Annotated in this window: 19 protein-coding genes and 1 pseudogene; 11 read left to right on the forward strand and 9 right to left on the reverse strand. The window is 57.5% G+C overall.

Annotated elements, in window-relative coordinates; all coding sequences use genetic code 11:
- Positions 1 to 30: 30 nt before the first annotated feature.
- On the reverse strand, positions 31 to 1,455 hold the full coding sequence (locus ACZ3HH_RS15875; protein WP_465805764.1) for a purine-cytosine permease family protein: 1,425 nt from the start codon (positions 1,453 to 1,455) through the stop codon (positions 31 to 33).
- Between the two features lie 143 nt (positions 1,456 to 1,598).
- Between ACZ3HH_RS15875 and ACZ3HH_RS15880 the strand changes: the two genes are divergently transcribed.
- Entirely contained in the window at positions 1,599 to 2,516 is a 918-nt protein-coding gene (locus ACZ3HH_RS15880) for a LysR family transcriptional regulator (RefSeq protein WP_017736577.1), read from the forward strand.
- Between the two features lie 601 nt (positions 2,517 to 3,117).
- A complete protein-coding gene (locus ACZ3HH_RS15885) occupies positions 3,118 to 6,990 on the forward strand; it encodes a hypothetical protein (protein WP_465805765.1) in 3,873 nt (1,290 codons plus the stop codon).
- A 282-nt stretch (positions 6,991 to 7,272) separates the two neighbouring features.
- On the opposite strand, the gene gmtX is transcribed toward ACZ3HH_RS15885, so the two are convergent.
- The 5 genes and pseudogenes from gmtX to ACZ3HH_RS15910 all read right to left on the reverse strand — a co-directional run.
- Positions 7,273 to 7,959, reverse strand: a complete 687-nt coding sequence (gmtX, locus tag ACZ3HH_RS15890; protein ID WP_465805766.1) for a gamma-mobile-trio protein GmtX — start codon at positions 7,957 to 7,959, stop codon at positions 7,273 to 7,275.
- The gene (gene gmtZ / locus ACZ3HH_RS15895) at positions 7,956 to 11,042 is read right to left on the reverse strand and encodes a gamma-mobile-trio integrase GmtZ (protein WP_465805767.1); all 3,087 of its coding nucleotides are present in this window, start codon (positions 11,040 to 11,042) and stop codon (positions 7,956 to 7,958) included. Before gmtZ ends, gmtX begins: the two co-directional genes overlap by 4 nt.
- Positions 11,039 to 12,421: a gamma-mobile-trio recombinase GmtY gene (gene gmtY / locus ACZ3HH_RS15900; RefSeq protein WP_160388723.1), complete on the reverse strand. Its 1,383-nt coding sequence runs from the start codon at positions 12,419 to 12,421 to the stop codon at positions 11,039 to 11,041. Before gmtY ends, gmtZ begins: the two co-directional genes overlap by 4 nt.
- A 27-nt stretch (positions 12,422 to 12,448) precedes the next feature.
- Positions 12,449 to 13,315 carry a DNA/RNA non-specific endonuclease gene (locus ACZ3HH_RS15905; RefSeq protein WP_465805768.1) on the reverse strand — a complete coding sequence of 289 codons (867 nt, stop codon included), beginning with the start codon at positions 13,313 to 13,315 and terminating at the stop codon, positions 12,449 to 12,451.
- 98 nt (positions 13,316 to 13,413) lie between these two features.
- Positions 13,414 to 13,890 (reverse strand): annotated as a pseudogene (locus ACZ3HH_RS15910) (DNA/RNA non-specific endonuclease); the annotation flags it as partial.
- A gap of 332 nt (positions 13,891 to 14,222) precedes the next feature.
- Here ACZ3HH_RS15910 and ACZ3HH_RS15915 point away from each other — a divergent pair.
- From ACZ3HH_RS15915 to ACZ3HH_RS15930, 4 genes are all read left to right on the forward strand, one after another.
- Positions 14,223 to 14,999 carry a nucleotidyltransferase domain-containing protein gene (locus tag ACZ3HH_RS15915; protein WP_465806085.1) on the forward strand — a complete coding sequence of 259 codons (777 nt, stop codon included), beginning with the start codon at positions 14,223 to 14,225 and terminating at the stop codon, positions 14,997 to 14,999.
- An 81-nt stretch (positions 15,000 to 15,080) separates the two neighbouring features.
- Positions 15,081 to 15,470, forward strand: a complete 390-nt coding sequence (locus tag ACZ3HH_RS15920) for a GFA family protein (protein WP_465805769.1) — start codon at positions 15,081 to 15,083, stop codon at positions 15,468 to 15,470.
- Between the two features lie 99 nt (positions 15,471 to 15,569).
- Positions 15,570 to 15,971 (forward strand): hypothetical protein, encoded by a 402-nt coding sequence (locus ACZ3HH_RS15925; RefSeq protein WP_183678382.1) that lies wholly within the window; start codon positions 15,570 to 15,572, stop codon positions 15,969 to 15,971.
- Between the two features lie 211 nt (positions 15,972 to 16,182).
- Positions 16,183 to 16,464 (forward strand): DUF3303 domain-containing protein, encoded by a 282-nt coding sequence (locus tag ACZ3HH_RS15930; protein WP_460146472.1) that lies wholly within the window; start codon positions 16,183 to 16,185, stop codon positions 16,462 to 16,464.
- Positions 16,465 to 16,661: 197 nt separating this feature from the next.
- On the opposite strand, the gene ligD is transcribed toward ACZ3HH_RS15930, so the two are convergent.
- Positions 16,662 to 19,286: a DNA ligase D gene (gene ligD, locus ACZ3HH_RS15935; RefSeq protein ID WP_465805770.1), complete on the reverse strand. Its 2,625-nt coding sequence runs from the start codon at positions 19,284 to 19,286 to the stop codon at positions 16,662 to 16,664.
- Between the two features lie 179 nt (positions 19,287 to 19,465).
- On the opposite strand from ligD, the gene ACZ3HH_RS15940 reads away from it, so the two are divergent.
- A complete protein-coding gene (locus tag ACZ3HH_RS15940; RefSeq protein WP_465805771.1) occupies positions 19,466 to 19,918 on the forward strand; it encodes a cupin domain-containing protein in 453 nt (150 codons plus the stop codon).
- A 77-nt stretch (positions 19,919 to 19,995) separates the two neighbouring features.
- Here the strand turns inward: ACZ3HH_RS15940 and ACZ3HH_RS15945 are convergent, their stop codons facing one another.
- Positions 19,996 to 20,769: a tellurite resistance TerB family protein gene (locus tag ACZ3HH_RS15945; RefSeq protein ID WP_465805772.1), complete on the reverse strand. Its 774-nt coding sequence runs from the start codon at positions 20,767 to 20,769 to the stop codon at positions 19,996 to 19,998.
- A 114-nt stretch (positions 20,770 to 20,883) separates the two neighbouring features.
- On the opposite strand from ACZ3HH_RS15945, the gene ACZ3HH_RS15950 reads away from it, so the two are divergent.
- From ACZ3HH_RS15950 to ACZ3HH_RS15965, 4 genes are all read left to right on the forward strand, one after another.
- The gene (locus ACZ3HH_RS15950; RefSeq protein ID WP_123359919.1) at positions 20,884 to 21,255 is read left to right on the forward strand and encodes a VOC family protein; all 372 of its coding nucleotides are present in this window, start codon (positions 20,884 to 20,886) and stop codon (positions 21,253 to 21,255) included.
- A 212-nt stretch (positions 21,256 to 21,467) separates the two neighbouring features.
- Positions 21,468 to 22,190, forward strand: coding sequence for a phosphatidylcholine synthase (gene pcsA, locus ACZ3HH_RS15955; protein ID WP_032830527.1), 723 nt, complete (start codon positions 21,468 to 21,470; stop codon positions 22,188 to 22,190).
- Between the two features lie 11 nt (positions 22,191 to 22,201).
- Positions 22,202 to 22,588, forward strand: a complete 387-nt coding sequence (locus tag ACZ3HH_RS15960) for a DUF488 domain-containing protein (protein WP_465805773.1) — start codon at positions 22,202 to 22,204, stop codon at positions 22,586 to 22,588.
- Positions 22,589 to 22,857: 269 nt separating this feature from the next.
- Positions 22,858 to 23,784, forward strand: coding sequence for a universal stress protein (locus tag ACZ3HH_RS15965; protein WP_465805774.1), 927 nt, complete (start codon positions 22,858 to 22,860; stop codon positions 23,782 to 23,784).
- Between the two features lie 203 nt (positions 23,785 to 23,987).
- Here the strand turns inward: ACZ3HH_RS15965 and ACZ3HH_RS15970 are convergent, their stop codons facing one another.
- Positions 23,988 to 24,800, reverse strand: coding sequence for a class I SAM-dependent methyltransferase (locus tag ACZ3HH_RS15970; protein WP_465805775.1), 813 nt, complete (start codon positions 24,798 to 24,800; stop codon positions 23,988 to 23,990).
- Positions 24,801 to 24,819: the final 19 nt, after the last annotated feature.

The raw sequence follows: 24,819 nt of genomic DNA on the forward strand, positions 1-24,819 counted from the left end.
GAGTGAAGGCTGATTGGATTGGCAATCCAGTTAGGCTTTGCTGTCGAGAGCAGGCGTCAGGGACGGTGGCACCCTGGCGGCCATTCGCCGACTGACCAGGCAATAAAGCATTCCGGTACCCAGCAGGCCGACCACCCAGGAAACATCTGCATAGTTCAGCGCACGGGCGACCGGTCCGGTGTAGAAACCGCTGGAAATGAACGGCAACTCCATCAGTACCCCACAGCAGTAGGTGGCAATAACCGGCCAGTTCCAACGGCCATAGCGGCCAGCGGGATCATTGAGAGCTGCCAGGTCATAGCGCGTGCCGTTGACGAAGAACACGTCGGCCAGGCTGATCGCGCTCCAGGGGGTGATGAACGCCAGGAGAAAAATGAGGAAGGAAGAAAACGCACTGATAAAGCTGTGGGAACCGGCCAGGGCAATCAGCACTGCAACGGACACCATTCCCAGCACATAGATGAAGCGATGGGCCAGAGACACTCTGCTGACGCCGCAGAACGCGCTGACAATGGTCGCGCTGGACATGTAGCTGCTGTAAGCGTTGAGGGTCATCATGGTGATCTTGCCGAAGCCGACCACCAGATACAGGATCGTGGCCAACACACCCGTCGAGCCCAGGCTGACGACAAACTCTACCTCATGGCCCGAGAAGGCGGTTCCGGCGAGGGCTGCGGCAAACACACCGAAGGTCATGGCGGCCTGTGATCCCAGTACTGTGCCCAGCGATGCAGCCAGAAAGATCTTCAACTTGGACGTCTGACTGGGCAAATATCGGGAGTAGTCCGCTACGTATGGCCCATACGAAATCTGCCAGGCGGCTGCCAACGAGATCGAAAACACGAAGTTGGCAGTGACGAAGTGACGATTGTCGAGCAGCGCATGGATATCGTGCCGGGCCAGCAACGCACCGAACATGTAGATAAAGGCAACGACACCCACCACGCTGGCTACTTTGGCGATGGAGTGGATGGTGCGATACCCAAGGGTCGCCAACAACAGGGTTACCAGGCCGAACAGAATGATGCCCTGCCAGTCCGCGATCGATAGCACTTTCGCCACGGATTGACCGGCCAGCAACGTGCCGCCCGCCGAGAACCCCACGTACAACAAACTCACCAGTACAAGCGGAATGACCGCACCATAGACACCGAACTGCACGCGACTGCGGATCATCTGTGGCAGGCCAATCGCCGGCCCCTGGGCGGCTTGCAGGCCCATGACGATGCTGCCAAGTACTTGGCCTATCAGAAGGCCAATCAACGACCAGAATACATCGCCTCCCAGCACCACCGCCAAAGCCCCGGTGACGATGGCCGTGATGTTCAGGTTCACACCCAGCCACAGTGTGAACTGACCGAATGCGCTGCCATGGCGCTCGTTTTCCGGTATGTAATCGATGGAGCGGGTTTCAATTACCGACCTCGGTGCAACAGGCGCAGTTGAACGAGCCATGGGCGAATCCTCGATATTGTTAGTGCAGCATCTGCGCCAGATCAGCGCGTTTTTTGGAAGGACACAGGCTGTGGATGGACTGAGGTTAAGCGGCGGGGTATATAATTAAAAATATGCACTGTTGATACAGCGAATTAAAAATAATGATTCACTTCAGCCTTCGGCAAATCGAATATTTTGTAGCAGCGGCCCAATGTCGAAGTACCGTCAATGCGGCGAAGTCGCTGAGTGTGTCCCAACCCTCGATATCAAACGCGATTGCGGAGTTGGAAGCCTTATGGGATGAGCGCTTGTTCGTGAGGATTCCAGGCAAAGGGATCGAACTCAGCTCCGCCGGAACCCGCCGTTACCAGCAAGCAAGGCAGCTACTGCAAAGTGCCGCGCAGCTCTCTGCCAAGGAGACTGATAGCGTGGTGGGGGACCTTTCGGTGGGTTGCTTTGCAACGTTGGGCGCGCGACATGTCCCCACCATGGTCGAGCGCTTCAAGCAGCGCTTTCCTGAGGTACGAGTCGCCATTGTCGAAGGTGACACCGAGGAACTGATTGAACGGGTGGAGCGCGGCACCCTTGATTTAGCGCTGATCTATGACATGAACCTGGCTCGTAAGGTCAAGCTACAGGCGGTGGGACTGCAATCACCTTATGTGCTGCTGCCCGAAGGGCATCATCTGGCAGCAAAAGCCAGCTTGTGTATTCAGGATTTGCAAACCGAGCCCTTTATCCTTCTAGACCTACCTCACAGTCGCGACTATTTCCTGTCACTGTTCCGCTCGGGCGGTGTAGAGCCCAATGTCATTATGGAGTTGCGCTCGGTGGAAATGGTGCGCTCACTCGTGGCACATGGGCACGGAGTGTCGATTCTCGTCACTCGACCCGCTGGAGACTTGAGCTACGACGGGCGACCCATCGTGTGTCGCCCATTTGACGCTAGCATCCCACCGCAACGAGTCGTGATCGCCTCGTCGCAAACCCAGAACCCATCCCGCCCGGCTGAAGCGTTCGTGGTGGTGATGCGCGAACTGTTCAATGAAGCCGATACGCTTGAAACCTCGACAATCTGATGAAGGTTTTTGATTTCTCCGCCGAGCTATTTTCGACAGTCCGTTGCGGAGCAGTTTTCCGCTGGTGAACGACAGCTATGGGTCGATTCTGTTGAAAAAGTCGGTCCTTCCAGACTGCCCGCATACTGACCGCTGAAAACGCCTTTTTGCGCGCCGCTACGCGAAATCTGAGCCCGGAATCCTCTGCTCAAAATATAGATTTCAATCTCAATCGCGTATTTTTCTGCCGTAGAAACCATGGCCGACTTTTTCAACAGAATCGGTCGTTAGCGGCCTATCAAACTCGCACCATGCTTCCTCTCACTAGAAGCTTCCCAAGCTGATAACGAGGGTTTGATTCCCTTCACCGCTCCACTAATTTCAAGGCCTCCACCGGTCTATGTACGTGACTGCAATCAGTTGGAAACACTACTGTGGGCGTGACAGAGCATTACATTCGTATGCGCAAAGGCATGAAAGTGACGCCTACGAAATGACCAGCGGAGAACGAGCTACAAATCTCCGACGAGGAGAAGACCTAGGGGCCGTTTCGGAATCAAATGCCCCGGGTGCAGCGTACAAGGCCATGTGGGATACTTTATGCCTCACCTGAGGATCAGCGATGGCTCTACCGACCGACACACTAGGACCGTTTGACGTCAGGACTGATGACCTGATCCAGATCGAGGCTGGCCAAGCCGTCGAACTGTTCCGACAACTTCTTGTAATCGAGGCCAACAAGGCCGGCATTCCCATCACCGGCGTCGATGTACCGGCAGCAATCAACGTTGCCGATGGCGGAATCGACGCCGAAGTCGCCGTCGCTGGCCTGTCCGGAGCTTTGCTACCAGCAGGCCTAATTTCCGAAGGTCAGACCCGCTACCAAATCAAGACTGGAAGCTTCTCTGCATCGACGCCCTCTGATATTCGATCGCTGCTCGTCCAGCCTAAGTTCGCCAAAGGCGACCACCAGCGTACAAAGGAGGAACTCCAGCCACGAGTGCTTAGCTGTTTCGAGAACGGCGGGACCTTTATCGTGGTGCTTTTCGGCTCCGATCTGGTCGGCGCCGCAGATGATCACGGGGCGACTCAAGTCAGCGAGTTCATGACGGCAATTGATCCGTCGTTCGCGCATGTCGCAGTGCGGATTATCCGGGCGAACCAGCTATGCTCGGCGATCAAAGTACTGGCACCCGGTATTGCAATGCGACTGAACAGCGTTCAGGGCTTCGACGACGCCGTCTTCCATGACCTGTCGTTCATGGCTGACTCCTGCGACCTCGAGATCAACGTTTACCAGCCGACGGAGGAACTTGACAGAGCGGCTGAGCAAATAAAGCGAGCTGCCGACAGTGTTAATGGATTCGAGCACGTGCGTGTGCTGGGAGACGCAGGAGCCGGAAAGACACACCTTATGTATCGTGCGCTCAGTGCTTCGCAACTCAGTGGCTGTGTCCTGTACTGCCGGGATCCCGAGGGGGCCCTGGATAGCGGGCCGATGATGGCATTACGGCAGATGGCACGGAATACCACCATCATCTTGGTCGCAGATGAATGCGACCTAGAAACTGCAGAAGGGTTGACGGCGTTATTCAAGAAGCTGGCGATCAAGATGCTACTCGTAACAGCAGACAATGTGGCCGAGCCTGCCAGTGCTCATGTGAACACGCAGGTCATCGATGTGCCGCGACTCGAACAACCTGTGGTCGCAGATATTTTCCAGGGCTATGGAATTCCTCTGGACAGCGCAAGCTGGTTAGCAAGCTTGTGCGAGGGTTCGCCTCGGGCGGCTCACCGGCTTGGCCAATATATTCAGAACAACCCTGACCAGCATCCAGCTCAGCAACTGGCTCACCTGGATCGACTATGGGACCGTATTGTGTGTGCGCCCCACAACATCGATTCATCTGAGGGCCAAGACAAGCTGGCAGTGATCCGGACGCTGGCGCTGTTCCGGCAGGTTGCATGGGATACTGCAGAAGGGCCGGCGGTACAGGCTGCGGTGTTGGCCTCGTTGAAGTATATAGACCCGAGTTTTTCTCAGCACAGGCTGTCACTCTCTGTCTTCGCGCTGCGAAAACGACGGGTGCTACAGGGGCCACGAACGCTGCTGATATCTCCGAAACTCCTCCACGTTGCCATGTGGAAGAGTTGGTTTGAGCAGTACGCCCACATGGTAGATGTCCAGCAACTGCGAGAGGGACTCGAGGTCCGTATGCAGCAGCATTTCGATGCAATGCTTGAGTTCGCCAGGGAGTCAAAGGCAGCGACAGCATGGGCGGATCGTCTGATGGGAGAGGACGGAATATTTAAGTCTCTTTCGGGCTACAAAACCGCCAGTGGCGCCAGTCTTTTTTTCGCGATAGCGCAGGCTAAACCCAAGGTAGCCCTGCGCCGTTTTGCTGCTGCCTTGGGTTCTGAAACAGTTGAGAGTCGCCGTAAGTTCATCGGAGATGCGCGACGCACCGCCGTCCACCGGCTCGAGCAACTTACAATCCCCGCTGAAACGTTCTTTGAAGCCGCGGAATGCTTGCTGCTGCTGGCCGAGTCCGAAAACGAGAGTTGGTCTAACAACTCGACCGGCGTGTTCATCTCACTGTTTAGCCTTGGACATGGCACTGTTGCCGCTTCTGAACTGTCGCCCGTCGACAAGATCGACTACTTGCGCAAGTTGCTGCACAGCGAGGTGCCGTTCCGAAGGGATATTGCCGTTCAGGCCTTGGGCAAAAGCCTTGACCCATTCATGAGTCGGATTTGCATCGAGGAAGTGATCGGATTGAGGCGTCTGCCCGACCGATGGACGCCGGAGACCTACGGCGAGCTATACGACGCGTATGCTGCCCATGTGAGGCTACTGGAAGAAGCTGTCGACTACCTGCCAGCTGCAGAAGCAACTGGGGCAGCGACGGCGATCTTGAACCACGTCAGAAGCCTTATCTTGATCGTCCCGCTGACCGAAACGATCCTGGTCTTTCTGCGCCGAGCCGCAGTGATACCAGGCTTGCGCGAGCATTGCATCGAGACCATCGTGGCCACCCTTCACTACGAAGGCAAAGCTTTGTCTGAAGCGGTTAGATCTGAACTCCACGCTATCCGGGCTGACCTTACTGAGTCTTCTTTCTCGAACAAACTTCACCGCCATGCAGGTATGAAGCTGATCGAAGACAACTTCGACTCTGAGGGCGAGTACTCTGATGCAGCGGGGGCGGAGCTGATGCAGCTTGCCGCCGACGTTGTAGCAAACCCGGAGTTGTTGGTTCCCGAGCTGGCATGGCTTATCACGGACAAGGCAAAGAACGGATTCCAATTTGGGCAGCTTCTCGGTCAAACCGATGACCTTCAATTATGGCCCTCCATTGTTTCGGCATGGATCAAAGCTGGCGAACAGCGATCCGACTTCTTCATTGGTGGCTATCTCTCCGCATGTCACGTCAAGAACATTGACTGGTGGGAACACACCGTCGAAAAGCTGTTTGAGAACGCTGAGCTTCGCAGTTCCGCGCTTGGTCTCATCTGGCGCTCGGGGATGAGCGACCGCATAGCTAGGTTCCTCCTGGCAATGGGGCAACAAGGCGATATCGACCCGACGGCTTTTCGCTTATTCGTCTATGGCGGTATCGTCAACCAACTGCCACGAGATGTATTTGAAAGCATTGTCGATCTGCTACTGGAGAGCGATGACCCGAATGCGCTCGATGCAGCGCTGGATTTTCTTGATTCACGGCTGCGAGGTCACGCCAACGAATTCAGCGCCCTTTCGACCCGCATCGAGCGAGTGTTGAGTTCGGCAGTGTTCGTTGAAGGGGCGCCGAGGGAGCATTCGAACACCATGCTGCAGTTCCGCTGGAAGGAGCTCGCGAACCGACTGCTTGACTTCAATCCCGATGCCGGGGCGAGGCTAGCGGTGAGCTGCATTGCTAATTTCGCTAATGTCAACAGCATTACCGATGGCTACCGCCCAGATTCGTGGAAGTTCCTGTCTAGGGCAGCGCAGGCAAAGCCCTCCATCATCTGGAGAGCAATTGCGCTGCGGCTAGAAATGCAACGAAAAGATGTAGGGACTTGGCATCTGTTGAGCTGGCTTCGAGGTGGCCTATCGATAAGTGAGGCCGACGGGTCAGCCCTTGAGGCCATACCGGAGTCCTTAGTCTTTGAATGGGTGGATGTCGACGCCATACATCGCGCAGGGCTTCTTGCCGAGCGTTGCCCACCGATCATCGCTAGACCGGATGAGCCGGCCAACTTCGCGCGAAAAATTCTTGAGCGTTACGGTGCAATTGAGCAGGTTCGGCGTGGCTTACACGCCAACAATTTCACTGGGGCCTGGAGCGGGCCAGCTAGCGATCATTACCGCCAAAAGCTCGCAGCTCTGGACGCCCACTTCGACATCGAAACCAACGACAACGTCCGCATGTGGCTAAAGGAACATCGTGAACAGCTTGAACACTTCATTGAACAGGAGGTAGAGCGGGAACTCCGGGAAAGCGAGTATTGAGGCCGATGTGTCGCTTCACGAGGTCAAGGCTTGGTCGGTTCTCGCGGCTAAGACACGCCTCGTGTGAGCGTTGCCTGCTGCTTCTGGCCGAACTCTTCCGTTGCTCTCCGGCTGCTATGGGTCGACATCTGCCCTCCACGACGGGCAGAGATCCGCAGTTCTCTGCCCGTCGTCAGTACGGTGTGTGCTGATCAAGTCGAATGCAAACGGTTGGTCAGCACGGATGCAATTGGCTTGTCAGTGGCAATGCAAATGAGTGGTCAAGTCAGTGCAATTACGCACCTAGTTTTGCAGAATTGTTTGAATGGCAAGCACAAAGGCAGGCGGGAACACCTTGTCTCCATGTTCATTTTGAATACCACCATCATCCGTGATGCTGAGGCCTTGTTGCGCCAAGCGGGAAGGGTCAATACCTTTGCTAAGCGCATTTCGCAGGCGGGGCGACAATTCGGGAGATGCCGCGACCGGAGCGGGTAAGGCAGCGGGGGCCTCGGGCGATGTCGGCGTAATAGAAGCTCCGACCTGAAGCCCCTTAAAGGCCGCGTGAAGGTTGTCGTTGGTCACCTTGAGCCGCTTGGCCTCTTCCAGTGCGACCCGCAGGGTTGCTCGGATGCTGGGGTCGGTTATCAGCTCCAGAGCCTGTTCGACGTTTGACTTGCTCTTGGCCACATATCGGGTGGAGCCGCTGACGGCACTGGCGAAGGCCGTGATGATTTCCCGGTAGTACGCGCCTTGGGTATTGCGCAGGCTTTGGGTCTTGGGCCCGCCGATGGACTCCAGGCGCCGACCCACTTCGGCCAGCGAATAGTCGCGGTCGCCATCGTCCCGTATCGCGTTCAGCGTCTCCCAGACTTTATCAAGGTTCTCAACCTTCGAGGACTTGCTGGCGGCAGCCCGGTGGGCCTGATATAGCTGTCGCGCGTCCTTCAGAATATCCGGGGCAGTGAGGGGGAGGCCGTTGCTCATCATACTTGCTCCAACAAATTTGCCGATTGCGCAAAGCCGAAGGTCTTGGGCTTCATGAAGTCCAATTGGGTAGCGAAAGCCTTGTCCAGCCCCACGGCGCTCAAAGTCGTTCGCCCATCTACCAAGGCATGCACTGTGTTGGCCTCCAGCCGAGCATAGAGGAATTGCCCCATGGCATTGGCCACGTGCAAGGCGTCTTCGTCATCCAGCAAGGAAAACCGGGGCTCATGGCCAGAATTTCGCAGCATTCGGTCAAACAGGCGAGCGCGCTCCAGGTTGGGTTGCCGCCAATTGATGTTCAGCCCGTCGTAAAGGGTGGCATTAACGCAGATTCGATTCAGCTGCTCGAACTCATGGCCTTCCGACAAGACCGCTTCAAGCTGACCAGTGCCACCCGCCACGACCAGGGCCAAACCATCACCCTTGTCTTGGGCTGCAATGCGGATGCACTGCTCGGTAAGCGCATACGCGGCTTGTAGGCTTAAGGCGATTTCGTCCACCTCAGCCGTAGAGGACTCAAAGGCGGTCTCTGCAATCTCCAGCTCGCGTTGTTTATGGAAGGGGGCGCCTCCACTCAAGGCGTCAGCGTGAGCATCCGACAAGGAATCAAACCGTTCCTGGGCTTTTTCGAAGGTGAGCGATGCCTTCTTCAGCCGATACGACAAGTCATTGACGTGGGCCTCCAGTCCAAATAGGAAGGCCGGGCCTGTCATGAAAAACCGGCACCGTGCACAATTAGATGCACCGCCGGGCACCGCCTGAAAGCGGGTGACATTACTGGTGAGGTCTTGGACCACCAAGCCTTCGTGGCAGCGCTTGGCCGCGACAGGGCAAATGCCATGGTCCATCACCAATAGGCCTACCCCTGTGCCGCCGCTTGCCGCATCGAGGGCGGAGGGATGCCGGTAGGCCACCGCCTGCTCCAGTTCCTGACGGCTTGCACACTTGATGAATCCCGCCATTTCAGCTTGGGATTTGCGTTGCCGCTCCAGGAGCGCCTCGTCCATGCGAAGCGTCAAAGTTTCCACGTGGAGCTTGGTGTAGTAGAGGGTCATGAGCACCGTCGCATGTCCCACAATCTTCATCAGGTACTCGGGCGGCACGCCCTCCTCGTACATGGCCGTAATAAGGGAGACCCGAAGGCTATGGAGGTCAAAGGTGGCTGTGGAGGGTTGGCCCGTTTTCTTATCCCGGGTCAGCACCAAGCGAATGGGGTCCCCGTTGCTCAAAGTATCCCCGGCATCGGCCAGCCGGCGTTCCATCTCGTCCATCAGCTTGAGCCACAGATTTCGGATACGCACGTCGGTCACGGGCATGTCGGGCCGGGTTTGGTTCGCAGGGTCGCGGAACAGGAAGTAATTCGCGCCCATCTTCTCCAGGTCCTCCACGTGCTTGACCTTTTTGAGCTCAAGGATGTCGGTCCAAGGGGTGGGGCCCTTCACGGGATTGTATTTTTCCTGCCAGTCCCGAAACTCAGACAAAAGGGTCAGCGCATCATGCTTCTCCCAGGGCATCACGTAGCCCTTGACCTCCTTGTCGGCATCACCGGTCTTGTTCGTGTTGAAGTAAAAGACGGAGCCATCGGCTCCATCTTTTCGCTTGTATTTTCTGAATACCCCGCGTTCTACGGGCTCGCCACCGGCTTTGGGATGGTGAAGCCCTAGGTTCGTGTCCCAAAGGCCATCCTTGCCGTAGCGATAGGTATCGCCCTCTCCACTGTCCAGCATGCGCACCTGATAAGTTCGTGCCGGCAGCAGAAGCTTGATAAGAAGCGTGTACGCGCGCACCGGGCTCCATACGGTCTCGTATTGCCCCGTTACCGGGTTAAGCCACCGGAAGGTATCCTTGATTCGTCCAGCCTCCTTCGCCCAGGCAAAGTCGTTTTCGGTCAGGATATGCTTGGCAAGACTAATGAGCCGCGTAGGCATGGCTTCCCGATGAGTCTCCCCTTGATTCACGTTCTTATAGGTGCCTTTGGGCAAGGGGTTCGCAAAGCCCGGCCTCAGAATAGGGACCTCATTATCATCGGGCTGGGCACAGACCTTAAACAGCACCTCATTGTGAAATTCATGAAGGACCGTCATGGTTTGCCGGCCCTTCTTGCCAGGCACCACATAAAGCTCAGTGGGCCTCCGGCGGATGTCAAAATAAGCGGCGGGGTTTCGAGGCAACTCCGGATGTTCGTGGTAATGCTTCAAGAAGTTGTTGACCGACGACTTGCGCTTCTTGAAGTTGGCCGGGTTCGCTTCTAGGTGCTCAATGGCCAGCCGGACCCAATCGGCCATTTCAGGCTCTTTGGCAAGCAGCCAGTTGAAGTTGTCGTCCCGAGCCAAATGGCCCATCTTGTTCTTGAAGAAGCCAAAATCGTCGGGAGTCCAGTTGATGGCCACATCAGGATATTGCTCACGCAGCATGCCCAGGACAGGCTGTATCGCTACGGAGTGCAGCTTACCCAATCGACTGCGCTCAACCGTAAGCTGAAAGGTTTCGGGAGTAATGTCGCCAATATCTTCGATTCCACACCGGCTAAGCAGGTTGTCCAACAGGAACCGAAACTTTGCAGTGTCCCCAAAATTGGCGTCTTTGCTTTCAAGGTCGCGGCTTAAATATGAATGAATTGTTGTCAGATGCGCCGGGGGTGCGTTGCCGAATCCAGCATTTGATATATGGATGATAGGCATGTTGAACGGCTCTTGATTGCGGCCAGGCCACGCAATGAGCCCCGCATGCCATAGCTGCACCAGCAATTCGACCAAGATGTGCTGGGAATATTTCGCGGGCTTAATTTCGGCATGACGTTTATGCTCGCTCACCAGCAGGTTATCGAGGGCTTCCGCAAAGGATTCACGCGTAACGCAATGTGAAAGTGCCCGAGCTGCATTCTGCAAAGATTCTGGCGGACGGCGCCCAACCCTCGCTACGATAGACAATCGGACAAACCAAGATTCGATAATGCCAGGCAGCGGAGTCGGGTCCCAGTGCGGATTCACTAGGTATCGATTCAAATCATTGTTCACATAGACGGTGCGCCCGGTTAGCGAACTGACCGTCGTGGTGTAGTCGTCGAGATGGCAAATCGAGATCATTCCGTGTCCTTAAACGAAGGGAGTGCTGTCACTGTGAGTTTTCCGATGGCAGCCACCACCTTGGCCAGGCCCACCTGCCGATAGACTTCCTGGCTCTTGGCATTCAGATGGTGCATCGCCACTTGCCCCTCTTTGTCGCCGAGCCCCAGGTCATTGAGCCATTGGCCGTAGCGATGCCGAAGGCCGTGGCTCGTGGTGCCGGCCCATTTGGCAGGGAGCAAGCCGATTCGGCGTACTGCGGCTTTAAAAGAGTCGTCGAAGCCCTCGACGCCGAGAGGTTGGCCATCTCGGGTCAGAAATGCCCAGGGCACCTGCGGCGTCACCGGGCGCACATACTGGATATACATGCGCCAGAGGGTCAGGAACAAGCGGCCCGCGTTCTTATCAATCCAGAACACCTGGTAGGCCTTGCGCTCCCGATGGGTCAGCAAGCACCCTTTCCACCCGGAATGGCGGCGGCCTGTTTCCTGCGTGAGGGGCTTTCTGCCGCCACAAAAACGCTGAAGAAAATCGGCTCGATTGGTCTTGCGCTTACTGCCGGTTATCGGGTTGATATAATCCACTAGCCCATCCGTGGGCTCATGGACCAGCACAAGCGCAATCGAGGGGTCATCCGGGTCGGTGTATACGTCATCAACCCATAGGTGCAGAGGCTCCGAAGGCCGACAACCTCCATACGTACAGAGAAGCGTAATCAGTATGTCGCGTAGGTTGTACTTCACCCAGGGGCGCGTATCCGCTTTCCGGCCTGGGTTGATAAACCCTTGCCATATCAAGTCATCGAGACGCTCCGCCGGGAAGGCCTTGGCTTCTGCCAAAAAGCCATTGCGGTCTCGGGGCAATCGCGCTTGTCGCCCCCGGTGAGAAGATTCCTCCGCCCGAGTACGACGCTTCGTATGCGCGAGGAGCGAGGCCGCCTTCTGCTTGTTCCACTTGCGCCAGAAGATAAGCTGGTCCGCCGGAGAGGCTTGGTGATGAATCGGATTCAGCATCGTGGCCCCATGGCGCTGATTCAGCCAATCACTGAACTCCAACAAGGCTCGGGTAAGGCGCTTGGCATTTTGCTGTGAAGTCGCTGTCCAGTTAAGCCCGTAGGCATCGACGCCCGCTTGGTACGTGCCGAACCGCAGGTCATGGAGAAACGCCGTGTACAGCAGGCTGCGCTTGGGGGTGTCCGTGAACTCATGGGCGCGCACGGACAGCCATTCAATGAACCGCCCCGTCGCTTGGGCGTAGGTGCGTTCCATGGACAGGGAAACTAGCTTCTCCCGGAAGAACTCAAGCAGCTGCTCAAGCGGAGAAACGCCCACGATAAGAAGCACCGTGGGCGCGAAAGCACGAATCTTGTCCTGAACCAGGACCCTTTCCGTATAAATCATCAGGGAGACAGCATCCTCTTTGACCTGCTATGAAATTGAGCCGGTAACGCGTTGGCCCTCAAGTAGCCGCATGCCAGTCATCTTAACGAAGGTGGCGTAATCCATGGGGCGAGTCAGGGGGGATTCTGCGTTAGGCAACACGAAAGCCCAGGCGCGCCCCGTCGCTTCGTCATAAACTAGCTTGAAGAGGCGTGTGGGCTTCCAGACGTTGTTCTTCCCTACGGTCTCGTGACCTTCATCAAAAATGGGACCGGAGAACACGAACACATTGCCCGAAGCGCGGAGCGCGTACTTGCGGGTGTCCTGCTCTGCCTTATTCCACGTTTTTCTGTTGGAAGAAGGGTCCTGCGGCACCATATTGGAGAGCGCGAAAGACTGTGCCATGGCATGCTGGTCGGCGGAATCGGCTGCCGGGCTAAGGTGCCCTCTATCCACGGCGGGTTGCTGGCTACGGTAGTCACTCAACTCGGCGCGACCACTGGTGGGGATGCGGGGGTCAACAAAGAACTCGTTGGTGCGCTCCTCGCCCTTGGCGTCCCGCAGCCGTGCAGCTGAGAGTCGTTCCACCACCACCACCGGGGTCTTACTGGTCTGGGAATAGAGGACCGCAAAACCGTTCGAGCACAAGGCCATCGGCTTCATGCCCACTGGCACGCTGGCAAGGTTAAGGGGCTTATTGCCAGGAAACTGGTCAGCACATGCCTCGAAGGAGTTCTGACGCTGCTTTGCCGTATAAAGTGCAAGCGCTTCGTCGGCCCCCAGGCTACTCGAGTAGTATTCCTTTTTCTCGGCATGGTGCGGCAGCGCAAAGTCCAGCAGACCCCGCGCATCAGCAACCCCCACTGAGAGGGAAAATACGGCAACAAGAGCGGCGAGGTACTTAGTCATTTTCATTAAAATCCTCGAATTGTGATGCGTATATCGCATTGAGTACAGATACTCAAGCGTAAGCCGCATGGTTAGGTGTTGAGTATGGTTTTGACCGGGTATTGTTGATGGCCACGGTCCACGGCCGGATGTTGGCTACGGTAGTCGCTCAACTCTGCCCGTCCACTCTTGGGGATGCGTGGGTCCGGGTAGAACTGGTTGGTGCGCTCCTCGCCTTTGGCATCCTGCAGTTGGGCGGCATTAAGGCGTTCGACCACTACCAATGGCGTCTTGCTGGTTTGCGAGTACAGCACCGCAAAGTTGTCGGAGCACAGGGCCAGGGGTTTCATGGTTGCAGGCACAGTGGCCGTATTGATCGGTTTTGCAGCCGGGAACAGATCTGCGCAGCCGTCAAACGATGCCTGTTTCTGTTTGTTTGAATAGAGGCCCAGGGCCGCGTTCTGGCTGACCGAGCCCGAGCGGGATACTTGTTCCTGATGCTGGGTGGGCGGTTTGAGGAGATCCAGCAGACCACGGGCTTCTGCCCCGGTCGAGAGCAAAACAAGGGCCGACAGCCCAACTGCAATTTTGCGTAGGTGCATGCTTTAAATCTTCGAATTGGATTGAGGGGGTAAACGTACGACGAGTCCCGATTCACGGAACCAGGTGGAGGCGGTTGCTGATTAAATTGCGGCAAGCATGCTTTCACTGTCCTTGATCAAAATACCAATGCGGATTCGGTCGGTTCCGAGCAGTACGACTACTGATGGTCGTTGCGGGATTAATTGACCATCACAAGTCACTTTAGTGCTGAGCAGCGTTTACATTCGACTCGCCAATGCTCGTCGAAGAAGCGATCGGTAGAGTACAGCCAGAAGCGGACACTATTGGCTCTGTTAAAGTACCTTTCCGAACACAACTCACGGACGGTTTCATGGAAAGATTCCATCCTGGTGGCATTGATGCAGACGGTTATATCCTCACCGTGCCCAATGTCGAGGTGCAGCCACCGTTTCAGGATTTGCTGGCGGATGTTTGCATGACGCTCACTCGGTCGGAACCTCTACTGGACGGGATTTATCTTTATGGCAGCGTCGCTAAAGGCGACGCCGTGCCGGGGGTTTCCGACCTAGATCTAACCCTTGTCCTGCATGGCCCTCCTGCATCGCAGGATCTGGAAATGCTGGAGTCGAAAAGGCGCACGCTGGAAAGTCGGCATACCGAAGTCATCAAGATCGATTTCGATATCGGTAGTCGTTCTGAAGTATTGGCGGCTGACAATCGATTGAGCTGGGGGTATTGGCTCAAGCATCACTGTCGTTGCTTATGGGGGAATGATCTGACCAAGCGCTTCGACCGGTTCAAGCCGTCGCGTGATATCGCCATTGCAGTAAATGGTGACTTCGAATCCGTACTGACCCGGTATGTCGATCTTATCGATCAGGCGGCGACACCGACGCAATCGCTACGTTTGCAACGCGAAGCCTCGCGCAAACTCATCCGGTCAACTCAAGTACTTCGCTCTGAACAGGACCTGATGTGGCCGCAAACACTGGAAGAACATGTCGAGCTGTTTGTTCAGCATTACCCGTGTATGAGAATGCAGATCTCTTTTTTCTTGTCCCAGGCAAGGAACCCGTACGCTAAACCAAAAGAGTTTGCGACTCAGCTGCATAGTTTTTTGACCTGGATGGCTTCCGAAACCGGTTGAATCCACAGTCGATAGCAGCCATTCCCCAAACCCCACCCTCCCATCTAAAGTAGCGCGATCAAAAACCGGGGAACGATGAACATGGATGGGTTTCACCAAGGTAGCTGCCTATGCGGCGCGGTGAGGTATCAGGTATCAACTGAGCTGAAAGCCGTCACCCATTGCCATTGCAGCCAATGCCGAAAGGGGCATGGAGCAGCGTTCGCTACGTATGCCAGCGCCCCCAGGTCAGCGGTTTCAATCATGACGAGCGCAGAGACGCTCAAGGGTTATCAGTCGTCCGAAGGCGTTACGCGACAGTTCTGCTCCAACTGTGGATCCTCGCTGTTCTGGTCTGATTCGAAAGGATCGTTCCCCGATTGGATTTCGGTCGCGATAGGTACGCTGGATACGCCATTACTGGCTAAAAAGCAGAAACATGCCTGTGTATCCTCGAAAGCGTCCTGGTACGAAATACAAGATCCGCGATAAACCCAGCCAAGGCCAGCAAGCCCGGGATATAGACATCACGCTCAACGGCACAACAACCCCATGGGCAAACCCGATCATAGCGCTCTATGATTGAACCCCATGACGACCTCTCTTCCGATCCGCCAACCCTGCCCGCCCGGAGCCTGCATCTGCGAGCGTGAGCCGTTGCTGGAAACCCCCGGCGCGGATTTGCGCATCCTGAGCCTGACCCGGTCGGAGGAGAAGCGCCTGATCGAACGCCTGGAAAATCTCCAGAGCCTGAGCGACCTGGAGCGTCTGCAACACCGGATGTATGAGCAGTTGGGTCTGCGCGTGGAGATCGTCCCGGGCTTCAATGAAGTGCGGACCATGCGCGGCATCAACATCACCCTCGGCGAATTGCCGGGCCTGTGTCGCAAAACCCGTCAGTCGATTCCGGCGGCGATTCGCCGCGGGCTGGAGAAGCGCCCGGAGATTGCCTACGAGCTGCTCAATGCCAACGACTTGTTGCGTGATGCCTGATGGTTTGCACTGTTATCCCGATATGTTCATTTCAAATGCCTGAAAGAGGATCAGCGGTCGTACGCAAAACGCGGGCCGCTGCTATGCCTTTTCATGGGAGAAAGGGTTTCAGGCCAGCCAGGATGGAGCTGGAAACACAAGCGTGACCGTGGCCCCGGCGCCAGTCAGGTGCGCGAAGATAAAGGTGCCAATCCGTAGCAGGAGGTGGCAGATGTTATTCATTGTCAGTTGGTCAATCAGTCCGCAACACCGTAACAGCGCAATCGAACGTTTTCTCAAGACCGGTGGTGCGCCACCCGCAGGCGTCAAAATGTTGGGGCGCTGGCATGCCGTCGGTGGCTCGAGTGGTTTTGGCATTGCAGAGGCCGATGATCCGGTGTCGATTCAGAAGTGGGTGCTGGAATGGAGTGACCTCATGAGCATGGAAGTTCACGCCGCATTGACCGATGAACAGGCGGCGCCGCTGCTGGCTGCTGCGCTCGGCAAACAATAGTCGTCGAGGTGGCGAGCCTGTGGTGAGGGGGCTTGCCCCAATGCCAGTCAGTTAAGAGATAGAACAAGCGATGAGTAACCTGTGGCGAGGGAGCTTGCTCCCGCTGGGCCGCGAAGCGGCCCCTCTTATCCCCAAAAAGAGGGGGACTGCTTCGCAGTCCAACGGGAGCAAGCTCCCTCGCCACAGGTTCAGTATCATTACTTTTTCATCCCGACCCGCCGTCGCATTTCGGCAGTGATTGTCTGCCGGGTTTTCTTCAGCTCGGCCCAGGGTTCGTCACCGATTTCGGCCAGGCGCTCATGCACGTTGTGTACGTTCCATTGATTGCCGCCCTTGAGCTGCGCCACCTCCTCCCGAAAGATCGGCACCGACACCGGCAGCCCTTCGCGGGTGCGCACGGCGTAGGCGCAAATAGTGGTGGCGCCCAGACCGTTGCGCAGGTAGTCGATGAAGATACGTCCGACGCGGTTTTTCGGCCCGGACACTGCAGAAAAACGATCCGGCAGTAATTTGGCCATGTGGCTGACGATCGCGTGGCTGAAGTCCTTGACCTCGTCCCACCCCTGTTTGCGGGTCAGCGGTACCACCAAGTGAATCCCCTTGCCGCCGCTGGTTTTGAGAAACGCCTTGAGCCCCAGTTCATCCAGCACTGTGAGGGTTAGTTGAGTCGCTTCGATCATGCTTTTCCAGGGCAGCGCCGGATCCGGGTCGAGGTCGAGGACAAAGCGATCGGGCTTATCCAGATCGACTGACGTGGCGTTCCAGGTGTGCAGTTCCACCGTGCTCATCTGCACCGCGCCGATCAGCGCTTTGGCGTTGTTGATGATCATCACCGGTTGGCCCGTCAGTTCCTTATTCAGGGTAACAATCCCCGGAATGGCCAGGTGCTCGGCGTTCTTCTGAAAGAACAGTTCGCCGGCGATGCCGTCCGGCGCGCGCACCAGCGCCACCGGCCGGTCTTTGAGTTGCGGCAGAATCCATTCGGCAATGCTGGCGTAGTACTCCGCCAGTTGCATCTTGGTGGTGCCGCTGCTGGCGTCGATCACCCGGTCCGGGTGCGTGATGCGCACCTTGCCGCTGGCCAGGCCGATCTGCGACGGCGCGACAGTTGACTGGACGTTTTTCGGGTCGACAGCGTGAGGTTTCTCGGCGACGGATTTCTTCTTCGCTGTGGATTTTGCTGCGGCGGTTTTCGAGGCTGATGTTTTCACGGTTTTCGGCAGCTCCTCGGTAATTTCTTTGGCAGGCTTGTCATCACGCAAACCATGGAACACGGCGTGGCGCACCGAGCCGTCCTTGGTCATTTCGGCGAAGGCCACTTCTGCCAACAGTGTGGGTTTGAGCCAATGCACACCCTTGGCTTCAAAACCGCTGGGCGGATTGACCACCGACGGCTTTTTCGTCTGCAGCGGTTTCAATTGTTCATAAATGCGCTTGAGGGTCGCCTCGTTGAACCCGGTGCCAACCTTGCCGGCATAACGCAATTCACCGCTGTCGAGGTCGTGCAATCCCAGCAGCAATGCGCCAAAAGCACTGCGTGCGCCTTTGGGGTCGGTGAAGCCGACCACAACGAATTCCTGCCGATGCTTGCACTTGAGTTTGATCCAGTCACTGGTGCGCCGAGACACGTAAGGCGAGCCCAGGCGTTTGCCGATCAGCCCTTCCATCTGCATTTCGCAAGCACTGTTGAGTAACGCCTCCGGGGATTCGCCGAAGGCGTCGGAGAATCGCAAGAGCGGATTCTCATTGGGCTTGAGCACGGTCGCCAGCGCCGCCCTGCGCTCCTCGACAGGCACTTCGCGCAGGTCCACGCCGTTGAGGTAGGGCAAGTCGAACAAGTAATAAACGATGCTGCCACTTCGGCCGGAATCGAACGCGTTTTGCAATGCCTGAAAATCCGGAACGCCCTGCTCGTTGGCCACCACCATTTCGCCGTCGAGCCAGGCCGACTCCAGGCCCAGCGCTGTCAGTGCCTCGGCTTGCCCGGGCAATTTGTGGGTCCAGTCGTGACCGTTGCGGGTGAAGAGTTTGACCTCGTCGTGGTCGATGCGCGCCATGACCCGGTAGCCGTCGAACTTGATTTCATAGCTCCATTCGCCGCTCGGCGCGGATTCGACCAGCGTTGCCAGTTCGGGTTTGAGCAGCTCCGGCAGTTTGACTTTGCGCGCGCCCGTCAGTTGTGCCGACTTTTCCTTATGCACCTTGGCCGGCGCTTTCTTTATCGGTTCAGGCTTTTCAGCACCGTGCTTTTTTTCCACGATGGCGCGGTCGCTGAGCACGCTGTCCGGCTCGGCGGCGACCACGTCGTATTCGCTGTCGGGTCTGGCGGCGCTGTCCTGATGCTTGATCAGAAACCATTGTTCCTGCTTACCCGGCATGTGCGTGCGCACGAGGTTCCACAGGCCGCCAAGCTTTTCTCCTTTCAGCTCGAATTTCAGCCGGCCCTTGGTGTATGCCTTGGCCGGATCGTCCCGGGGAATCCACACCCCACGATCCCAGACGATCACATCGCCGGCGCCGTAATGCCCTTCGGGAATGGTGCCCTCGAACGTGGCGTAATCCAGCGGATGGTCTTCGACATGGATGGCCAGGCGCTTGACCTTGGGGTCCAGCGACGGCCCTTTCGGCACCGCCCAACTTTTCAGCGCACCGTCGAGTTCCAGGCGAAAGTCATAGTGCAGGTGGGAGGCGTCATGCTTCTGAATACAGAATTGCAACGCATGATCCTTCGCCGTTTTTTTGCCCGAGCGTTTGGCGGCGGCCGGTTCCGAGGTCGCCGAGAAATCGCGCATGCGGTTGTAATCGTCCAAGTTCTTGTTCATGGCTGATGCTCGTTGCCGAACGCTGAGTGGGCAGGTTCTACATCAGCAGAGCGACAGGCCTGGAAGAAAATTCCATCGCCGTTGAAATTGCCCGGACAGACGGATCGGTGTTACGGCACTTGCTCGCGGCGCAGTGAATATACTCAGCGCAGGGGGATTCATGCCTCGGAGAGCAAATCATGCGAACGGTTCACGTCATCGAAGCCGGGAAAACGCCCGCGCCGGTCAAAGTTGTTGGAGAGACAATCACTATTCTTGCCGGCGGCGATCTGACCAAACCCTTTGAGATGCACATCCAGGAAGGTGTGCAGGGTGGCGGGCCACCGCTGCACTTTCACCCTTGGGACGAAGCGTTCTACGTCATCGATGGGCAGATCGAAGTGACCGTCGCGGGTCAATCCACCATCGTCTCGACCGGAGGTTACGTACACATCCCCGCTGGGTCGATCCATGCTTACAAGAACATCAGCCCCACCGCGAAAATCATTGGCGTGGTTTCCGATCCGCGTGGCGGTCAGTTTTTTGCGGCGTTGGATCAGCTCAAAGTGCCTGAAGACCTGCCTCGGATACTGGAGATATCTGAAGGCTTCGGCGTTACGTTTCTGCTGACGAAATCACCAGAACACACGTAGGAGCTGTCGCAGGCTGCGATCTTTTGATCTTTGGCATGTTCGAAACCGCTGAAAATCAAAAGATCGCAGGGGAACGCTCAGGCAGCGCCGCCCTTGGCCTGCTGCTCCAGATGCACCTGCAACTCTGGATCGATCTTCAACGCAGCGGCCAATTCATCCAGATAGTTGCGCTCGGCGTCCTGCTGATCATCCACCAACATCACGCTGGCCAGGTACATCTCGGCGGCCATGCCCGGGTCCTGGGCGGACTGCGCCACATCGGCGGCATCCAGCGGTCGGGCGACTTCGTCATCAAGCCATTGCTGCAGTTGCGGATCGTCGGTATGGCGACCGATTTCGGTGCTGATCATTTGTTTCTCGGCATCATCGATGCGGCCATCGGCCTTGGCGGCGGCGATCAAGGCACGAAGGATGGCGTGGCTGTGGTCTTCGATTTCCGGGCCAGACAACAGGTCAACGGTGCGCGGTGCCTGTTGCGGTGCCGAAGCCTGGCTGCGTTGCCAGGCCTGATACGCCTGGAACGCCATCATCCCCAAAGAAGCCAACGCCGCGTAATTGGTGCCACCCGAGCGCGTTTGCGTCGAACCGCCCATGGGTGAACCGCCGCCCAACAGACCACCGAGCAATCCACCCAGGCCTCCACCGCCCGCACTGGCACCCGCGCCGCCCCCCAATAGACCACCAAGCAACCCGCCGAGGCCTCCTTGAGCTGACGCCGCACCGCCACCTTGTTGCGACTGCGAGCCTTGGCTAGCCCGCAGTAATTGCTCAAGCAAATCGCTGGTGTTCATGACGACGTCCTCATCAATGGGCAGAAACTCAGTCAGGCAACGATAGTCTTCGCCAGACATTCCGCCAACTCCGTCTGGCTGATGTCCTGGGTGTTGCCCTTGCCCTTCACACTCCTGACAGAAACTGACACCGCCTCCTTTTATGCTGCGCCCACCTTGAAATGGAGCAGCCCTATGATCACTCCCCGTTATATTTTGCTTTTCGTGGAAAACCCCGCCGTCAGTGCACGGTTCTATGAATTTCTGCTGGAGCGCAAGCCCGTGGAAGAGTCGCCGACCTTCGCGCTATTTGTCCTGGAGGGCGGCTACAAACTGGGGCTCTGGTCACGGCATACCGCCGAACCGGCAGCGCAAGCGACGGGCGGCGGGACCGAGCTGGCGTTCCCGGTGGAGTCCGCCGAGCAGGTCGATGCGCTGTTTGCCGATTGGAGCGCGCTTGGGCTGACCATGGCGCAAGCACCGACAGAGCTGGACTTCGGTCGCACTTTCGTCGCGCTTGACCCGGATAACCATCGGCTGCGGGTGTTCCACCCCTCGCTGAGCTGACGCCCGTCTCTACATCGGCCAGGCACAGGCGTGCTGCGCTCAATACGTGCCCCGGATATTTCCGGGGTATTTTTTTGCACGGAGGCTAAGATTCAAAGGTGGTGAACCTTATTCCCGAAAATCCGGTCGATACCTGCAACCCGACCCGGTTTGCCGACGCCCTCAACAGGAGGGTGATAATTGGCTTGCTTCACTTTCTGGAGAACGCCCCCGTGATATCCACTGTACACATTGCCAGGCTCAAAGCATGGGGCGCCCATGGTTTTACCGCCACTGGCGTGGTCACAGCCTTCCTCGCGACCCTCGCCTTGTTGGAGAATCAGCCCACCAATTGCCTGCTGTGGCTGGGCGTGGCGCTGATCGTCGACGGTCTGGACGGCGCGCTGGCGCGCAAGGTGAATGTGCAATCGGTGCTGCCGAGTTTCGACGGTTCGATCCTCGACCTGGTGATCGACTACCTGACATATGTGTTTATCCCGGCACTGTTCATCTATCGTTACATCCCGTTGCCGGACTACACCCTGCTGCTGACCGTGTCGCTGATTCTGGTGTCGTCTCTGTTTTGCTTCTGCAACGTCAACATGAAGAGCAAAGACAACTACTTCCAGGGCTTCCCCGCCGCGTGGAACGTAGTTGCGCTGTGCCTGTACATCATCGACCCATCGCCGTGGATCACCTTGCTCACCGTCATCGGCCTGGCGCTGTTGACCGTGACCCGAATGAAATTCCTGCACCCATTCCGCGTGCGCCGGTTCATGCCGATCAACATTGCCGTGACGGCCATCTGGCTGCTCTGCAGCTTGTCGCTGGTGGTCAACCACCCGGTCATCAATCCGCTGGTGATGGGCTTGTGGCTGCTGATGTCGGCGTACTTCCTGGGGATCTGCTTCTGGCGCACGGCGCTGGAGTGGTTCGACAGCTCGCGGCTCAAATAGGCACTGCGATCATGCCCGTCCACATCGTCCAACTCGGCTCCCCCCGCACCGCGAATGAAGGCCTGCGCCTGGGCACGGTACGCCGCCCGCCTCGGGGTGTGCCGAAGGCCGAGTTTGCCAGCCGGGATTTCTACGATGTGTGGCAACCGCTGCTGTCCCCCAGCCCCGAGTTGGTGGCCGAAGCCAAAGCGGCGGACGATGCCAAAGCCTGGGGAGCCTTCAAGCGCAAATTCAAGGCCGAGATGAACCATCCCGCGCCCAGCCAGATGCTCGACCTGCTGGCCGCCCTCTCCCATCAAACGTCGCTGGCTTTGGGGTGTTATTGCGAGGAAGAGGCGCACTGCCACCGTTCCGTATTACGGGAGTTGCTGGAGGCTCGGGGCGCAAAAGTTGTTTAGATAAAGAAAACACCACAAATCCCCTGTAGGAGCGAGCGGTGCGGCGATCCGACTTGCCCGCGAAGAGGCCAGCCCAGCATCAATGATGGAGGTTTCCCGGGCACCTTCATCACCCCGTCCCGCATACACTTGCGGACGAGAGGTTGATCATGGTCAATACTTAGAGGATTGAATGGCTATCGAATGACCACACGTCGGGCGCGCAGGCGCTCTCCCATTGCAGCCCCGGGGGGACCGTCGTCTGCTCGTTTACTCACGGGAGGTTTGTCATGTCTGGTCAAGCGCGTTTCATGCTGGTCGCCTCGCCCCTGATGGAACACAGCCCCGCCTTCGACCGGGCCGCGGCGCTGGCCAAGGCTGAGGATGCGGCCCTGCATATCGTGGCCTTCGACTATCTGGAAGGCCTGGCGACCGCCGGCATGGTCAACGAAAAGGCTCTGGAGCAGATGCGTCTGGGGTACGTCGAGCGCCACCGCCAGTGGCTTGAGGAACAGGCCCGTCCCTTGCGCAAGATCGGTGTGCACGTCACCACCGAGGTGGTTTGGGTCGAAAATCCGCTGGAGGAAATCCTGATTCACCTCAAAGAGCAGCCGATGGACGTGCTGATCAAGGCGCTGGAACATCAATCACGGCTGTCGCGGCTGGTGTTTACCCCTCTCGACGTGCATTTGCTGCGCGAATGCCCGGTGCCGCTGCACTTCGTCAGCCATGCCATTCATGCGTTGCCGCGCAAGATTGTCGCCGCGGTCGATCCGTTCCATCGTGATGATCACTACAAAAGCTTCAATGACCGGATTCTGCACGAAGCGTCAAAACTGGCGAGCGCCTGCAATGCCGAGCTCGACGTGGTTTACGCCTATGACCTTTCGTCTATCAGCTCGGACGAGTTCAGCTTCGAAAACGGTTCGGCGTTTTTCGCTTCGGACAAGGCCAAGACCCTGTTCGACTTCCAGGAGGACGCCTTCAACGAACTCGCCGCGCGCAACGGCATCGCGCCGGGGCAACGGCACATGCTCATGGGCAGCCCGACCAAAGTGCTGACCCGCTATGCCGATACTTATGACGTCGACGTGATTGTCATGGGCCGGGTCGGCCATCGCGGCATGGGCCGGTTGATCGGCAGCACGGTGGAGCATCTGCTGTACAAAATGCCGTGCAGTGTGTGGGTGGTGTACACCGAGCGGCTGGATGAGTGATTGCGCCGGCTAAATCACAATACCTCTGTGGGAACGGGCTTCTGTGGCGAGGGGGCTGCCCCCGTTGGGTCGCGAAGCGGCCCTAAAAAGCTTTGCGACTGCTTCGCAGCCGAACGGGGCGATGCGGCGTTCCGACAAGCCCCCTCGCCACAGAAGCCCATCACCACAGAGGCTCGCTCCCACAAGTGTTTTGCGTTTTCAACTCAACGCCGTGTAATCACCACCTCCAGGTATTCACTGGGCACCACCAGCGACCGCTCCCCTGCTCGGTTCAGCCGATTCAGCAGTTCGCTCAGGTCGTTTTCCAGAGCTGTGACCCCTTCGGGTGGCAGGGTCGAAAAAGCCTTGTGGACCGGGCCATACCAGGTACGGAAGGTGTCGATAAAGTGCGCGGCCGATCGATAGCGGAAGTTGAACAACCGCCGTGTCACCTGCAGCTGAAAGTCGCGCTGATCGAACTGCGAGTGCAACCAGGCTTCAGACCCCCAGTTTGAAGGCGGTTGGGCGCCCACAGGTGGCGGCATATGGCGGCCCAGGGTCTTGAACATCTGGCCGACGAAGCCTTCAGGCGTCCAGTTGGCAAGGCCGATCCGTCCGCCAGGACGGCACACCCGCGCCAGTTCCGCTGCAGCCTTGGGCTGATCCGGCGTAAACATCACACCAAAGGTCGAAAGCACCGCATCGAAACTGGCGTCCTCGAACGGCAGGTCCTCGGCATCGGCCACCTGAAAGGTCACGTTCAGGTGTTCCGCCCGCGCGCGGTCTTCGCCGCGTTCAAGCAGCTTGGCCACGTAGTCGGTGGACATGACCTTGCATCCCCGGCGCGCGGCGGCGAGCGTGGCGTTACCGTTGCCGGCGGCAACGTCCAGCACCTGCTCATCACAGAGCAAGTCGCAGGCTTCGGCCAGTTGTTCACCGACGATCTGTAAAGTAGTGCCGATCACGGCGTAGTCGCCGCTGGCCCACGAGGCCATTTGCCGGTTTTTCAGGGCAGTGAGGTCAATGGGTGTGCTCATGGAGTCTGCTCCGTTGCGG

The organism is Pseudomonas sp. PME37.24/025, assembly GCF_055556615.1.